Consider the following 15,092-nt stretch of genomic DNA (forward strand, 5'->3'; position numbering starts at 1 on the left):
TGCCGCTCCCGGCAAATGTGCCCCGGTCGAACGACCGGGGCATTTTTTTCAAGCGGATGATTTTGTTACGTTTTGTTTCGTGGCACGACCTTTGCGACATGCTCCGCCGATGCGGCCACTCCTGTGATTGCCAGCCGCCGGGAATCGAATTGGAGAACATGTCATGGGTATCTTCGGCGCTCTCACGACGGCTGTCGGTGGCTTGCGCGCGGGGTCGTACGCGCTCGAGAACATCTCCGGCAACATCGCCAACTCGCAGACCACGGCCTTCAAGCGCATCGATACCTCATTCCTCGATCTCGTCCCGCAGACCGCGCTGACCGCGCAGCTCGCCGGCGGCGTCACCGCGCAGTCCCGTTCGACCAACTCGGTGCAGGGCGACGTCCAGTCGGCATCGGTCGCGACCTTCATGGCGATCAACGGCAACGGTTTCTTCGCGGTGCAGAAGCCCGGGAGCTTCACCGACGGCGCCCCGGTGTTCGATGGCGTCGACCGCTACACTCGCCGCGGCGATTTCCAGCTCAACAAGGACGGCTATCTCGTCAACGGCGCCGGCTACTATCTCGAGGGCGTGCCGATCGACCCGACCACCGGCAACCCGGCAGGCTCATCGCCGCAGGTGCTGCAATTCAAGAACGACTTCCTGCCGGCGCAGCAGACCACCAAGATCGACTATCGCGCCAACCTCGCGTCCTATCCCTTGACCACCGCGCACGACACTTCGGTCCCCGGTTCCGAACTGATCCGGCCGGGCGCGTTCAGCAGTGGAAACAACCCGTTGGTGCTGGGCACGCCGGCTGCGCCGTATACCGATTCCGCCATCACCGGCACCGCGCAAAACAACAAGGCGACGCCGTCGGTGGCCATCACCGCCGCGACCCTGCTTTCGGGCGCAGCCGGCACCGATTCGATCAATACCAACTTCAGCGCCGGCTCTGCCGGCCCGCCCGTCGTGCCCGCCGACACGATCACGGTCAACGGGACCGTCATCACCTTCGTGGCGTCGGGGGCGACCGGCAACCAGCTCAACGTCACCGACAGCATCGGAACGCTGCTCGCGAAGATCGACGCGATTACCGGTACCACGACGTCATCGACGATCAGCGGCGGCAAGATCACCCTGCACTCCGGCAAATTGGCCGATCTCAACGTGACGAGCTCGAACGCGACCGCCTTCGCAGCGCTCGGCTTCACCGGGTCGGCGGTTGCGGTTCGCGGCGGCGGCGGCACGGTCGGCACCGGCCAGGTTATCGGCAACGACAACTCGACCTTCCTGAACGAATCCGTCTCGGGCGGCGCCGTCACGGCCTACGACGTGTCGGGCGCGCCGGTGAACCTGCAATTCCGTTGGGCCAAGACCGACAGCTCCTCGCTGGGCAGCGGACATACCGACACCTGGAACCTGTTCTATCAGGTCAATCCCAATGCGACCGGCACGCAGGTCTCCTGGCAGAACGTCAATGTCAACTTCACCTTCGCCTCGAACGGCCAGATGTCGCCGGCGATCTCCTCGGTGGCGCTCACCAATGCCGTCGTCAACGGCGTGTCGCTCGGCAGCCCCGTGATCAATTTCGGCTCCGGCGGCGTGACCCAGTTCGCCGACGCCAACGGCAACGTTCAGGTCAACCAGATCCAGCAGGACGGTTTCCCCGCCGGCCAGCTGCAGTCGGTCAGCGTCTCGACCAACGGTCGCATCGTCGGCAACTACACCAACGGCCGCAACATCGACCTCGCCGAAATCTCGGTGGCGACCTTCAACGGCACCAACTTCCTCAAGCGCATCGACGGCGGTGCGTTCGAGGCGACCGACGAGTCCGGCGCGGCGCTGTTCGGCAAGGCCGGCACCATCGTCGGCTCCTCGCTCGAGAGCTCGAACACCGATATTGCCGACGAATTCACCAAGCTGATCGTGACCCAGCAGGCCTATTCGGCGAACACCAAGGTGATCACGACGACCAATTCGATGGTGCAGGACCTCCTGAACGTGGTGCGCTGATCGCGTCGTTGCTGCACGTGTGAAGAAGTAAAGGCGAGTACACATCATGGGTTTGAGCCAAGCCCTTTCCACCGCGATGTCGGGCCTGCGCGCCACGCAGGCCTCGCTCTCGCTCGTGTCGTCGAACGTCGCCAACGCGGAGACGCCCGGCTACGTCAGGAAGACGCTGAACCAGACTACCGGCACCACCGGCCAGTTCGGATCGAGCGTCCTTATCGCCGGCGTCAACCGCCAGCTCGACGAATTCCTGCAGACCCAGCTTCGCACCGAGACGTCGGGCGCGGCCTATGCCGACGTCCGCTCGGATTTCCTGGCCAATCTGCAGGGCGTGTACGGCAATCCCGACTCCACCGGCACGATCGAGGACGCCTACAACAAGTTCCTGACCGCGCTGCAGGGGCTGTCGACCAGCCCGGAATCGCAGTCGGCCCGCATCGGCGTGATCAATGCCGCGCAATCGATGGCGCAGCAGCTCAACGCGACCTCGCAGGGAATCCAGACGCTGCGCGCCAACGCCGAGGCCGGCATCAGCGACTCCATCAACAGCGCCAACAATGCGTTGCAGCAGATTGCGCGCCTCAATGTCCAGCTGGCGGCCAACGGCGGCACGACCGATGCCTCGACGGCGGCATTGCTCGATCAGCGCGACCGCTATGTCACGCAGCTCTCGCAACTGATGGACATCCGCACCGTCACCAACAGCCAGAACCAGGTAAGCGTGTTCACCAATTCCGGCGTGCAGCTGGTCGGCACCGAGGCCGCGACGCTCAGCTTCAACGCCCAGGGCACGATGACGCCCAACACGTTGTACAATACCGACCCGACCAAGAGCACGGTCGGCACCATCACCATCACGTTCCCGCATGGCGGCACCTATGACATGGTGTCGACCAACTCGATTCGCTCCGGCAAGATCGCCGCCTATCTCGAGTTGCGCGACAACACGCTGGCGCAGGCCCAGACACAGATCGATCAGTTCGCCGCCGCGATGTCGAGCGCACTGTCGGACAAGACCACCACCGGCACCGCGGCGACGGCGGGGGCGCAGTCCGGCTTCGACCTCGATCTCTCGGGGCTGCAGAACGGCAACACCATCCACGTCTCCTACAAGGACAACACCACCGGCCTCACGCATAATCTGTCGATCATCCGCGTCGACGATCCGAGCGTGCTGCCGCTGAGCAATACCGCGACCGTCGATCCGAACGACGAGGTGCTGGGCATCGATTTCTCCGGCGGCATGAGCTCGGTGCTGTCGCAGCTCAACGGCGCACTCGGCGGAACCGGCCTGCAATTCTCCAATCCGTCCGGGTCGACACTGCGCGTGCTCGACGACGGCGCCGCCAACAAGGCCGATGTGACCGCGGCGTCGGTCACGTCGACGGTTTCGTCGCTGACCTCGGGCGATCCGCACCTTCCGCTGTTCACCGACAATGGCGGGCTCTACACCGGCGCGATCACCGCGAACGGCTCGCAGACCACCGGCCTTGCCGCGCGCATCAGCGTCAACACCGGCCTGATCGGCGATCCCTCGCGCATGGTGGTTTACTCGACCAATCCGCAGACGCCGGCCGGCGACACCACGCGCGCCAACCTCGTTCTGAACCAGCTGTCGAACGCCTCGTACAGCTATTCGCCGCAGACCGGCCTTGGCACGTCAGGCGCGCCGTTCACCGGCACGCTGCTGAACTTTGCCAAGCAGTTCATCAGCCAGCAGGGCGAGTCCGCGACCGCCGCCAAGCAACTCGCTGACGGCCAGGACGTCGTGCTGAACACGCTGCAGACCAAGATGGACTCGACCTCCGGCGTCAACATGGACGAGGAGATGGCGCATCTGCTTTCGCTGCAGAACGCCTATTCCGCCAATGCGCGCGTGATGTCGTCGATCAAGCAGATGTACGACGCGCTGCTGCAGCTCACGTGAGGGTAACATGTCGATCGACGGCGTAAGCGGCAGAACTTCCTATATCGGCACCACGATCCTCAACCTGCGGAATCAGCTCAATGACCTGACCACGCAGCTTGCGACCGGCAAGGTATCGACGACCTATGCGGGGCAGGGGCTCGATCGCGGTTTCGCGCTCAGCCTGCGCGCGCAGATCAGCGGCATCAACGCGTTCTCCGATACCGCCACCAACCTCAACACGCGCCTGAGCGTCGCGAACCTCACCTTGCAGGGCCTGTCCGACGTCGGGACCCAGGTGAAAAACGCCGCGACGACGGCGACGCTGACGCTCAACGACAGCGGCCAGACCTCGGGCCAGATCACGGCGCAGGCGGCCTTCGCCAACGCGGTCGCGATGCTGAACAGCCAGTCGGGCGACCGCTATCTGTTTTCCGGCCGCGCGATGGATACGCCGGCCACGGTGTCCGCCGATACCATGCTCAAGGGCACGGCCACCCAGGCCGGCCTGACGCAACTCATCAATGAGCGCAAGCAGGCCGATCAGGGCGCCGGCATGATGGGGCGCGTGAGCGTCTCGTCGCCGCCGGCGACCACGACGGTCACGAGTATCGCCGAGGACGGCTCGCCGTTCGGCCTGAAGCTTTTGTCAGTGCAGTCGTCGTTGACGGGCGGCGCCACGGTGACGCAGCCGGCCGGCACGCCGAAATCAGCTTCGGTCGATCTCGGCGCCGTCAATCCGAAGGACGGCGACAAGATCAAGTTCAACTTCACGCTGCCCGACGGCACCACCGAAGCGATCGAACTCACGGCGACCACGACGAACCCGCCGCCCACCGGCTCGTTCCTGATCGGCGCCGACACCGCGGCGACGACGGCCAACCTGCAGTCGACGCTGATCTCATCGATCAAGACGTTGAGCGACACGTCGCTGGTCGCGGCGTCCGCGGTCGCGGCGTCGAACAATTTCTTCAATCCGGTCGCGACCGTCTCGGGCGCCGCGGTCAACAACCACAACACGCCGCCGGCTCCGATCAGCGGCGCCACGGCGCTGTCGGGGGCGACGGGCACCGACTCGCTGTCGACGAGCTTTGCCGCCGGCGACACCATCACGGTGAACGGCACGCCGATCACCTTCGTGGCCTCGGGCGCCACCGGCAATCAGGTCAACGTCACCGACAGCGCGCAGACGCTGATGGCCAAGATCGACCAGATCAGCGGCACCAAGAACCCGTCGACTATCAGCAACGGCGCGATCACCCTGCACGGCGCCGACGGCGAGAGCCTGTCGATCTCGAGCACCAACACGGCCGCACTTGGCGCGCTCGGCATCGCCAACAACACCACCGCAGCGCCGGCGCCGCTCAGGGTAGGGGGACCGCCGTTCGACACCGCGACCAACCTGGTCGCGGGCACGCCCGGCAACACCGTCTACTGGTACACCGGTGAGAATGGCCCGGGGTCGGCGCGCGGCACCGCGGTCGCCCAGGTCGATCAGTCGATCACCGTGCAGTATGGCGCGCGCGCCAACGAACAGGCCTTCCGCTATTTGCTGCAGAACGTCGCGGTGTACGCAGCCGTCACCACCAATGCCAGCAACCCGAATGCGAGCGCGCAGGTGACGGCGCTCGCGCAGCGCGTGAGCGCCAACCTCGCCCCGCAGAACGGTCAGCAGCAGATCCAGGACGTGCAGGCCGAGTTCGCCGGTGCCCAGACCGCGACCAAGGCGGCCACCGATCGGCAGACCCAGCTCAAGGGGATGGCGGAAACGATGCTCGACTCGGTCGAGGGCGTCAATCAGGACGAGGTCGCGACCAAGATCCTGGCGCTGCAAACCAGCTTGCAGGCGTCGTACCAGACCACGTCGATGCTGTATCAAACGACGCTGCTGAAATACCTGCCGATCAGCTGATCGCGCGCCCCTGAACTCCAGCCAGCCAAAGGCCTCCGCGCGGAGGCCTTTTTCGTTGAGGCGAGTGGGGCTAGAGCGTTTTCAAGCGAAGTGGACGCCGGTTCGCGTGAAGAAAGCGCGTCAAAACAAGAAGCTCTACGCGCTCTTGCGTGCGTCGTCGCGATCGGCGTTCTGCTGGTCGCGCGCGGTTTCCAGCAGCTTCTCCTCGTGTGCGATCAGCTTCTTGGACTCCTTCAGCGCGTGATAGAGGTCGCCGTTGAGGATGAAGTTGTTGACGTTTTCGATGAACGGCCACGCGCTCGGCATCGCGGTGATGATGTCGCGCACCAGGCTGAAATAGGTCGGGTGGTGCGCCATCGGGTCCGGCGACAGATACATCAGCTGCACGGCCAGATAGATCAGCTTCGCCGGCGTGTCCGCGGTCTCGGGCGTCAGGATATCCTTCTCGCGCAGGATCGGGATGCGGTCGCCGTCGATCAGCAGGCGGGCGCGCTGGTCGGTGTTGGTGATCACGCAATTGCCGACGATGATGCGTTCGTTCGGTTTGAGTTCGACCTTCAGGGCCATGACCGTTCTCCTTTGCCTGCAGTCGCGCGACGTCTTCGCTGGCGGAGCGAAGTGGTTCGGCACTGCTTAGCAGCCGCCGTTGCGGGCAGGGGCCGATGCGACAGCGATCCTTTCCCATGATGGTTAATGCTTGGTGAACGAGGGGCGGGCGCTGGCGTGGTTATCTGGCCGGAATTGTCAATCGTCTCAGTAGTTTTCGGGGCGAACCTCGCCCAATGGCGACAGTTTTATTCTTCGGCCTTTGTCTCAAATACCGTGCCGGAGATTTCTTTTTCCTTCGCGGCCAGACCGCAGGATCGGCCATCCGCCCGATCAGAAAGGATTGGAGCGGCTTTTTCCTCAGTTTCACACCAGAAAGGTATGAAAATGTCCGATATCATTCTCTCCTCCTCCGTTCGCCAGAACCTCCTCTCCCTCCAGTCCACCGCCGATCTGCTCTCCACGACGCAGAACCGTCTTGCCACCGGCAAGAAGGTCAACACGGCGCTCGACAACCCGACCAACTTCTTCACCGCGCAGTCGCTCGACAACCGTGCCAGCGACATCAACAACCTGCTCGACGGCATCGGCAACGGCGTGCAGGTGCTGCAGGCCGCCAACACCGGCATCACCTCGCTGCAGAAGCTGGTCGATACGGCGAAGTCGATCGCCAATCAGGTGCTGCAGAGCCCGACCGGCTACACCACCAGGTCGCAGGTCACCTCGACTGCGGCGCTCGGCGGCACGTCTGCCAACCTCGTCGACGGCACCACGATCAAGAGCGGCGACGTGCTGGCGATCGCGGCATCGGCCGGTCAGCCCGCCTTCAGCTTCACCTTCGGAGCCAGCACGTCGCTGGCGCAGCTGAACACGTCGCTGGCGGCCAGCAACCTGACGGCGAGCCTCGACAGCTCCAACAAGCTCGTCATCACCACGACCAATGACGCGGCGTCCTCGACGATCGGTGCGGTGACCTTCACCAACACCGGCGGCGGCACCGCGACGTTCAGCGCGGCCGGCACGGCCCCGGTTGCCGACCAGGCCTCGCAGTCGGCGCGCGCCGCTCTGGTGACGCAGTACAACAACACCATCGCGCAGATCACGACCACGGCGCAGGACGCCTCGTTCAACGGCATCAACCTGTTGAACGGCGACAGCCTGAAGCTGACCTTCAACGAGACCGGCAAGTCGACGCTCAGCATCACCGGCGTCACCTTCAATGCCAGCGGCCTCGGTCTGAAGGCGCTGACCGCCGGCACCGACTTCCTCGACAACAACTCGGCGAACAGCGTCATCTCGTCGCTGAGCACGGCGAGCTCCGCGTTGCGCAGCGAAGCCTCGACGCTCGGTTCGAACCTGTCGATCGTGCAGATCCGTCAGGACTTCTCGAAGAACCTGATCAACGTGCTGCAGACCGGTTCGTCCAACCTGACGCTGGCCGACACCAACGAGGAAGCGGCCAACAGCCAGGCGCTGTCGACCCGCCAGTCGATAGCGGTCTCCGCGCTGGCGCTCGCCAACCAGAGCCAACAGAGCGTGCTGCAGCTGCTCCGCTAAGCGCGCCGGCAATTGCTTCGAGAACGGCGGGGGAAACCCCGCCGTTTTCTTTTGTCTCCGGGATATTACGGTGTCTGTCCATGCCGTCAGAACGACGCATTTCGTAACGCCTGCTAACCATATTTAAAGGCGCCGGATGCATAAATATCGGGCGCTAGAATTGCGTCTTCGCGGCTCGAGAAATCCGCATCCCATCGAGGTCATTGAATGTCGAATGCAGCCCAGGCCTACGCTCGTACCTCCACGACGACGGCGTCCCCACGTGAAATCGAAGCGCAGGCGCTGTTGAAGGCCGCGCGGCAGCTGCAGGAAGTTCAGACGAACTGGAACGGTCCCGACAAGGCGCTCGATCACGCGTTGCTGTTCAACCGCCGGCTGTGGTCGATCTTCCTCAGCGCCGCGCAGGGCGACGACAATCCGCAGCCGCTCGAGATTCGCCAGAACATCGCCAATATCGGCGTGTTCGTGATGAAGCAGACCGTCGACATCCAGATGAATCCGGATCCGGCGAAATTGAAGTCGCTGATCGATATCAACTGCAATATCGCCGCCGGCCTCTCGGGTCGCGGCTGATCGATCGATTCCTGACGGAGCCCTCGGCATGGCCGACGTGTTGAGCATCCTGTCGGCCAACTACAAGGCCGCCGGCCTGACGGTCCCGTCGAAGACGCCCTATGTGGCTGTCGATCCGAACCTCTATGAGGGCAGCTGGAGCGGCAAGTACGCCAACAACAAGTCGTTCAACATCTCGGTGTCGAACCTCGATGGCTTCCGCGCCAAGGTCCACTACCAGAGCGACGGCACCAGCAAGTATCAGGACGTGCTGATCAAGGACGGCGGGTTCCGGATCGGCGATACCAAGTTCGCGCTGGTGCAGCAGGGGACGGCGTTGATTGCCAATGTCGTCACCGATCCGGCCACCGGAGCGACCTATCTCGACAAGGCCTACGCCACGCAAAAGACCTGAGCGGTCGTTGCTCCGCGCTAGGCGCGGCGATCGGTGGCGCGCACCCGCGTCGGCGCGTCCTTGCCGAGATCGAGCGCGTGGAAATAGGCGCGGCGGCGCAATACGGCTTCTTCCGGAAACTGCCTCACCACCAAATTCGTGCGATTATCGACCACCTGATAGACCACGGCGCGCGCGTCGCGGTCGATGATGACCTGGTCGCTGACCGACGGAGCCTGATTTGAAATCGATGCGTTGACGGCGTTGGGATCGATGGTGACGCGCACGCTCGGCTCCGGAGCGGTGACGCTCTGGCTCGCCGGCAGTTCAGTCTTGACCGCCTTCTGCGCCGTATCGCTCGTGGGAGAGACCATCGGCGCCGCGACCGGTGCCCCCACCGGCTTGATGTTGAAATCTGTACTCATGGCAGCCTCGTAGTGCACAGGCACTAGTTTGCTTGAGTCAAATCCCAACCCCTCACGGTCCGCAACTCTACGGGGAACCTCTCAATAGGCTGTTAGAAAACACGCTGAATGCCGCGCTGCCGGGGCGGCGTCGAATTGAGCTAAATTGTAGGCGTAGGCGTCAGAGTGTGCGGCTGATCGCGATCGGCGTCATGTTGCGCGGGCCCGGCGTGGCGCGCTGTCCGCTTGCGGTATAGGTGTTCGGAATGTTGCGGCGCTGCACCTCGGCATTGACGCCGCGCACGATGCCTTCGGAGACGGCGTGCGCCGTCGCAAGCACGGTCAAATTGACCTGCAGCATGGCGCGGAACGTCTCGTGATGACGGCGCAGTGTCGCGAGCAGCTCGGGATCGGTCTGCGACAGCATCTTCTGCATCGATTTCAGATGCTCCACCGCGAGCATGTAGCGCCGCGACAGCTCGGACTTCTGCGGCTCGAGCCGCATGCCCTCGCGGGTCTTGCCGGCGCGGACGAACTCGGTCTCCTGCTCGATCACGGCAAGCAGGCCGCTCATCACCTCGGTCAGCTCGTTGGCGAGACGCGCGACGTCCGGCGGCGTCGACGTCGCGGACCGCGCGGCGGGGGCGGATGCTACTGGCCGCGGCTGCTGTGGACGCTGGTTCATCGCGCTGCTCCTTGAAACCCTAGCCCTTGTTCGCCTGCTGCAGGATCAGCGAGCGGAACACTTCGTTGGAAATGCCGACGCCGCCGGCCTTGGCGAAATTCTTCGAGTATTCGTCGGTCAGCATCGACCGCCATGCGCCGGTGCCGACGGTGTCGCCGTACGGGCCATCGCCCTTCAGGCCGGTCGTCATCTGCGAGAACATCGAATTCAGGAACATCGATTCGAAATCGGTCGCGGTCGACTTCGCCTTGGCGGCCTGCTGCGGTGTCACCTTCTTCAGCGCGTCCTGCAGCACGGGATCGGGGCGGCCGTTGAACATCGGCATCAACGCCTTGTTCGGCATGCTGCCGGTGGTGCTGTTGATCAGGCTCGCCATCACATCACCTCGATGTCGGCTTCGATCGCGCCGGCGGCCTTGATCGCCTGCAGGATACTGATGAGGTCGCGCGGTCCGATGCCGAGGCCATTGAGGCCGTCGACCAGCTGCTGCAGCGAGACGCCGTCCTTGACCACGGCGAACTTCTTGCCGTCCTCGCTGACGCCGACGCTGGTGCGCGGTGTCACGACTGTCCGGCCGCGCGACAGCGGATTGGGCTGGCTGACCTGCGGACTCTCGGAGATCGAGACGGTGAGATTGCCCTGCGCGACGGCGACGGTGGCGACGCGAACGTCGCGGCCCATCACGATGATGCCGGAGCGCTCGTCGATCACGATCTTGGCCACCAGATCGGGATCGACCTGCAGCTGCTCGATCTCGGTCAGGAAGGCGACGACGTTGCCCTTGAATTCCGTCGGGATCGCAAGCTGCACCGTGGAGGGATCGATCGGCTCGGCGGTCTTGACGCCGAGATAGTCGTTGACCGCGGCGGCGATCCGCTTGGCGGTGGTGAAGTCGGCGTTGCGCAGCGCGAGGCGCACATTGGGCAGGCGGTTGAGCGCGAATTCGATTTCGCGCTCGATGATGGCGCCGTTGGCGATCCGGCCGACGGTCGGCACGCCGCGCACGACGCTGGCGGCGGCACCTTCGGCCGCGAAGCCGGCGACCGCCACCGATCCCTGCGCCACCGCATAGACATTGCCGTCGGCGCCGAGCAGGGGGGTGACGAGCAGGGTGCCGCCCTGCAGGTTCTTGGCATCGCCGAGCGCCGAGACGGTGACGTCCATGCGCGTGCCCTGGGTGCCGAACGCCGGCAGATTGCCGGTCACCATCACGGCGGCGACGTTGCCGGTGCGGATGGTGGCGCCGCGGATGTTGACGCCCATGCGCTCGAGCATCGCTTGCAGCGATTGCTTGGTGAAGGGGATGTTGTTGAGCGTATCGCCGGTGCCGTTGAGGCCGACCACGAGGCCGTAGCCGATCAGCTGGTTCTGGCGCACGCCCTCGATATTGGCGAGATCCTTGATCCGCGACGTCGCGGCCGCCGGCATGACGGAGGCCGCCAGCGCCAGCAGCGCGGCGCAGGCCACTCCGAACAGATTTGCGATGCGGATGCCGGGCATCCCGATGCTCCCCTCGAACTGAACTCGCGGATTGCGCGACACTCCCATGACGGCGATCCGCCATTAACCATGCGAGCTGCGTGCCACTCTGCTTCGCTTGGGCAATGTGTTGATATATTTATCGAAATTGTCGGGTCGTCATTTTGCTCCGGTTCGCCAGGGAGCGCGAAACTGCCGCGCGGCGGCAGAAATTGCCGGGTAGTTTACGCGCCGTTAACCATAAAACACGATGCTCGGCCCATTCAGGCCTGCGGGATCATCACGACGATGCGCATCTACGGACCGAACGGCACCACGCTTGGCACGTCCACCAGCGCCACGCGGCGCACCTCGTCGAGCGGCTTCTCGCTGCCGGATGCGACGACCGCGCAGGAGGAGGTCCGCTCCACCGCGGCGCCGAAGGCCGCCGCCAGCCTCGATGCGCTGCTCGCGCTGCAGGGCGTCGAGGACCCGACCGAGCGCCGCAAGCGCTCGGTGGCCCGCGGCAAGGGCGCGCTCGACGTGCTCGATGCGCTCAAGCTCGGTCTGCTGTCCGGCAATTTCGATTCCTCCACGGTGAACCGGCTGCGTGACGCCGCGGCGAGCCTGAAGGAATCTTCCGGCGACCCCGGCCTCGATGCCGTGCTCGGCGAGATCGAACTGCGCGTCGAGGTCGAGCTCGCCAAGGCCGGGCAATACTAGGCTCCTCCCGATCAACTCACCTGTCCCACGCCGCCAGTGCCTGCAGGTGCCTCAGGCCGCCAGCGCCTTGCGCTGCGTGTCGTAGCGGCGCTGCGCGGCCAGCACGTCCTTCAGATTCCGTTCGGCCCAGTCGCGCAGCGGATCGACGGCTTCGGCGAGCGTCGATCCGAGCGGCGTGATTGAATACTCCACCGTCACCGGCACCGTTGCGATCGCCCGCCGACGCAGCAGCCCGTCGCGCTCCAGGCTTTTCAGCACCTGCGACAGCATCTTCTGCGAGATGCCTTCGATGGCGCGTCGAAGCTGGTTGAAGCGCATCGGCTCGCTGCGCAGCAGCAGCAGGATCAGCACCGCCCATTTGTCGCCGACCCGGTCGAGGATCTGGCGCGTCGGGCAATTGGCGGCATAGGCGTCCGGCTTGAGGCTCGTGGCTTTCATCGCGGTTACTCCGGCGTGATCAGGTGAGGCAAGAGTGCCTTCTTCACACCTACATCCTTTTCGCTATCTAGTCACCATTGGAAACCATCAAGCGGAGACTTGAGATGAAGATCGCCATCGCCGGCGCGTCCGGCCAGGCCGGCTCGCGCATCGCCGCGGAACTCGGCCGCCGCGGCCACGCCGTCACCGCCATCGCCCGCAACCCGGAGAAGATCGCCAGCCTGCCCAATGTCACGGCCCGCAAGGGTGACGCGAACGACCAGGCCGCCCTGGCCGCGCTGTGGGCCGGCCACGATGCCGCGGTCAGTTCGATCCATTTCCTGGCCAGCGACCCCGCCAAGCTGATCGGGGCGGCCAAGGCATCCGGGGTCGGCCGCTATCTCGTGGTCGGCGGCGCCGGCAGCCTCGAGGTGGCGCCGGGCGTCCGCCTGGTGACCACCCCCAACTTTCCGCCCCAATACAAGGCCGAGGCCTCCAAGGGGGCTGAATTCCTCGACCTGCTGCGCCAGGAGAAGGACCTGAACTGGACCTTCTTGTCGCCCTCGGCCCTGTTCGTGGCGGGCGAGCGGACCGGCAAGTTCCGCCTCGGAACCGACCAGCTCCTGACCGCAGCCGACGGCAAAAGCTCGATCTCGTTCGAGGATTTCGCAGTTGCACTCGCCGACGAAATCGAGCGTCCGGCCCATATTCGCCGGCGTTTCACGGTCGGTTATTGAGGGGGCAGGGCCGTCCCCGGGCAGGCCGGATAAGTTTGCCTGTGCAAGGCCTTGGGGGCGGCCCTCCTTTCGCGGTGGCAGATATTGTCTGTCACATGACGTGGCTATATAAGGCGCCGCGCGGAGGAGTTGTGTTCCCTCCGCCTGACAGGGACATGGCTGCCTTTGGAAAAGCTGAAGAACTACCGGCCGACTGAAAAAGAGCCTTTCATGAATGAGCGGCAGCGCGATTATTTCCGCGCCAAGCTGCTGGCCTGGAAGGATGAAATCCTCCGCGAATCGAAGGTCACGTTGCAGACGTTGCAGGAAGAGAACGTCAATCATCCCGACCTCGCGGACCGAGCGTCCTCGGAAACCGACCGCGCGATCGAACTTCGTGCCCGCGACCGTCAGCGCAAGCTGATCTCCAAGATCGACGCGGCGCTCCAGCGCATCGAAGACAACACCTACGGCTATTGCGAAGAGACCGGTGAACCGATCTCGCTGAAGCGGCTCGAAGCTCGCCCGATCGCAACGCTGTCGGTGGAGGCGCAGGAACGCCACGAGAAGCGAGAGAAGGTCTATCGCGACGAATAGTGGCGACGGATCGCCACGGATTGCTACCGGCGCGTACCGGTTGTACGTTCGCGCCGCCATGATGACACGCACTCTCAACATCGCTTCGGTGTTTTTCCTGGGCTGATCCCGCTTCCTCCCGGAAGCGCTGAGCGGCCCCACGAGCTTTCGCTCCTGGGATTCCAGGTGAAACCGAATGAGCCGGTCAGGTTCCGCGCATCGCGGAGCATCGATGGCTGGCGACAGTTTGAGAGACAATCATGACCCATCGAAACGATGCGCGTGCGCTTGACGGCGCGCAGATCGAGCAATTCATCCAACAGGGCTTTGTCCGGATCGACAGCGCCTTTCCCCGGGAACTCGCCGACCGGGGACGCGCCGTCATGTGGCGCGACCTGCCATGCAGCGAGCACGATCCTTTGACTTGGACCCAACCGGTGATCCGGCTGCCCGGCTATGGCGGTGCACCGTTTCGCGAAGCGATCAACACGCCGCTGCTGCACCGGGCGTTCGACCAGATCGCCGGTCCCGGCCACTGGCGCCCGCGCGCCGACATCGGAACCTTTCCGGTGCGCTTCCCGCATCCGGACGATCCCGGCGATGCCGGCTGGCACGTCGACGTCAGCTTCCCCGGCGAGGATTGCGACCCGAACGAGCGCAGCGACTTCTCCGCCTGGCGGGCCAATGTCGTCTCGCGCGGCCGGGCGCTGTTGCTGCTGTTCCTGTTCTCCGACGTCGGAAAGGACGATGCGCCAACCCGGATCAGGGTCGGCTCGCATTGGCCGATGGCCCGCTACCTCGCGCCGGCGGGCGAGGCCGGGCGCGCACGCATGGTGCTCGACGATGTCGGCGCCGACTGCGAGGTCGCGCTCGCAACCGGCGAGGCCGGCACGGTCTATCTGTGTCATCCGTTGCTGGTGCATGCCGCGCAGAAGCATCAGGGCACGACGCCGCGCTTCATGGCCCAGCCGTCGCTCGCTGCCGGCGAACCATACCGGCTGGAACGCGCGGATGGCGCGTATTCGCCGGTCGAGATCGCGATCCGGCGCGCGCTTGGCATGAAGTGAAGTCCGATGATGCGTGGTCAAGCCTTGCCACGCATTCGCTGCACCTCTCCCGCTTGCGGGGGAGGTCGCATTGCATCGACAGATGCAATGCAGGTGGGGGCTCTTTCCGCGATGTGATACGTGGAGATACCCCACCCTAGCCTCGAGAGCGAGCTTCGCTCGCCTCGGACCCCGCAAGCGGGAGAG

Annotated in this window: 17 protein-coding genes; 10 read left to right on the top strand and 7 right to left on the bottom strand. The window is 64.6% G+C overall.

The genetic code is table 11. The features are described from left to right. Positions 1 to 163 precede the first annotated feature (163 nt). From I6F38_RS09760 to I6F38_RS09770, 3 genes are read left to right on the top strand one after another with little or no spacing between them, the layout of a single operon-like run. A complete protein-coding gene (locus I6F38_RS09760; RefSeq protein WP_225160145.1) occupies positions 164 to 1,996 on the top strand; it encodes a flagellar hook-basal body complex protein in 1,833 nt (610 codons plus the stop codon). A gap of 46 nt (positions 1,997 to 2,042) precedes the next feature. Further along, positions 2,043 to 3,920 carry a flagellar hook-associated protein FlgK gene (gene flgK, locus I6F38_RS09765; RefSeq protein ID WP_225160146.1) on the top strand — a complete coding sequence of 626 codons (1,878 nt, stop codon included), beginning with the start codon at positions 2,043 to 2,045 and terminating at the stop codon, positions 3,918 to 3,920. Between the two features lie 7 nt (positions 3,921 to 3,927). Further along, a complete protein-coding gene (locus I6F38_RS09770) occupies positions 3,928 to 5,811 on the top strand; it encodes a flagellar protein (protein ID WP_225160147.1) in 1,884 nt (627 codons plus the stop codon). A 135-nt stretch (positions 5,812 to 5,946) separates the two neighbouring features. Here the strand turns inward: I6F38_RS09770 and flbT are convergent, their stop codons facing one another. Together flbT and I6F38_RS09780 are read right to left on the bottom strand one after the other, a co-directional pair. Then, positions 5,947 to 6,378, bottom strand: coding sequence for a flagellar biosynthesis repressor FlbT (gene flbT, locus I6F38_RS09775; RefSeq protein WP_225160148.1), 432 nt, complete (start codon positions 6,376 to 6,378; stop codon positions 5,947 to 5,949). A 227-nt stretch (positions 6,379 to 6,605) separates the two neighbouring features. After that, the gene (locus tag I6F38_RS09780) at positions 6,606 to 6,758 is read right to left on the bottom strand and encodes a hypothetical protein (RefSeq protein ID WP_159109478.1); all 153 of its coding nucleotides are present in this window, start codon (positions 6,756 to 6,758) and stop codon (positions 6,606 to 6,608) included. Here I6F38_RS09780 and I6F38_RS09785 point away from each other — a divergent pair. The 3 genes from I6F38_RS09785 (at position 6,745) to I6F38_RS09795 (ending at position 8,881) form a co-directional block, all read left to right on the top strand. Beyond that, positions 6,745 to 7,914, top strand: a complete 1,170-nt coding sequence (locus tag I6F38_RS09785) for a flagellin (protein ID WP_225160149.1) — start codon at positions 6,745 to 6,747, stop codon at positions 7,912 to 7,914. The genes I6F38_RS09780 and I6F38_RS09785 overlap by 14 nt on opposite strands. Before the next feature lie 207 nt (positions 7,915 to 8,121). Then, on the top strand, positions 8,122 to 8,487 hold the full coding sequence (flaF, locus tag I6F38_RS09790) for a flagellar biosynthesis regulator FlaF (RefSeq protein WP_016846762.1): 366 nt from the start codon (positions 8,122 to 8,124) through the stop codon (positions 8,485 to 8,487). Between the two features lie 28 nt (positions 8,488 to 8,515). Then, positions 8,516 to 8,881, top strand: coding sequence for a hypothetical protein (locus tag I6F38_RS09795; RefSeq protein ID WP_225160150.1), 366 nt, complete (start codon positions 8,516 to 8,518; stop codon positions 8,879 to 8,881). 17 nt (positions 8,882 to 8,898) lie between these two features. Here the strand turns inward: I6F38_RS09795 and I6F38_RS09800 are convergent, their stop codons facing one another. The 4 genes from I6F38_RS09800 to I6F38_RS09815 form a co-directional block, all read right to left on the bottom strand. Then, positions 8,899 to 9,285 (bottom strand): hypothetical protein, encoded by a 387-nt coding sequence (locus tag I6F38_RS09800; protein ID WP_225160151.1) that lies wholly within the window; start codon positions 9,283 to 9,285, stop codon positions 8,899 to 8,901. A gap of 160 nt (positions 9,286 to 9,445) precedes the next feature. Continuing rightward, the gene (locus tag I6F38_RS09805; RefSeq protein WP_225160152.1) at positions 9,446 to 9,949 is read right to left on the bottom strand and encodes a hypothetical protein; all 504 of its coding nucleotides are present in this window, start codon (positions 9,947 to 9,949) and stop codon (positions 9,446 to 9,448) included. Positions 9,950 to 9,968: 19 nt separating this feature from the next. Further along, a complete protein-coding gene (gene flgJ, locus I6F38_RS09810) occupies positions 9,969 to 10,292 on the bottom strand; it encodes a flagellar assembly peptidoglycan hydrolase FlgJ (protein WP_225160190.1) in 324 nt (107 codons plus the stop codon). Positions 10,293 to 10,324: 32 nt separating this feature from the next. Then, positions 10,325 to 11,449, bottom strand: coding sequence for a flagellar basal body P-ring protein FlgI (locus tag I6F38_RS09815; protein ID WP_038385504.1), 1,125 nt, complete (start codon positions 11,447 to 11,449; stop codon positions 10,325 to 10,327). A 267-nt stretch (positions 11,450 to 11,716) separates the two neighbouring features. Between I6F38_RS09815 and I6F38_RS09820 the strand changes: the two genes are divergently transcribed. Beyond that, a complete protein-coding gene (locus I6F38_RS09820) occupies positions 11,717 to 12,130 on the top strand; it encodes a flagellar assembly protein FliX (RefSeq protein ID WP_057016669.1) in 414 nt (137 codons plus the stop codon). 51 nt (positions 12,131 to 12,181) lie between these two features. On the opposite strand, the gene I6F38_RS09825 is transcribed toward I6F38_RS09820, so the two are convergent. Next, positions 12,182 to 12,568: a helix-turn-helix domain-containing protein gene (locus I6F38_RS09825; protein ID WP_225160153.1), complete on the bottom strand. Its 387-nt coding sequence runs from the start codon at positions 12,566 to 12,568 to the stop codon at positions 12,182 to 12,184. Between the two features lie 104 nt (positions 12,569 to 12,672). On the opposite strand from I6F38_RS09825, the gene I6F38_RS09830 reads away from it, so the two are divergent. The 3 genes from I6F38_RS09830 (at position 12,673) to I6F38_RS09840 (ending at position 14,906) form a co-directional block, all read left to right on the top strand. Further along, positions 12,673 to 13,284, top strand: a complete 612-nt coding sequence (locus I6F38_RS09830; RefSeq protein ID WP_225160154.1) for an NAD(P)-dependent oxidoreductase — start codon at positions 12,673 to 12,675, stop codon at positions 13,282 to 13,284. Between the two features lie 210 nt (positions 13,285 to 13,494). Then, positions 13,495 to 13,860 carry an RNA polymerase-binding protein DksA gene (gene dksA / locus I6F38_RS09835; RefSeq protein WP_170991616.1) on the top strand — a complete coding sequence of 122 codons (366 nt, stop codon included), beginning with the start codon at positions 13,495 to 13,497 and terminating at the stop codon, positions 13,858 to 13,860. Positions 13,861 to 14,099: 239 nt separating this feature from the next. Continuing rightward, entirely contained in the window at positions 14,100 to 14,906 is an 807-nt protein-coding gene (locus tag I6F38_RS09840) for a phytanoyl-CoA dioxygenase (protein WP_225160155.1), read from the top strand. Positions 14,907 to 15,092 lie beyond the last annotated feature (186 nt).

This window comes from Bradyrhizobium sp. BRP56 (assembly GCF_020194035.1).
In the GTDB taxonomy this organism is placed as follows: domain Bacteria; phylum Pseudomonadota; class Alphaproteobacteria; order Rhizobiales; family Xanthobacteraceae; genus Bradyrhizobium; species Bradyrhizobium australafricanum.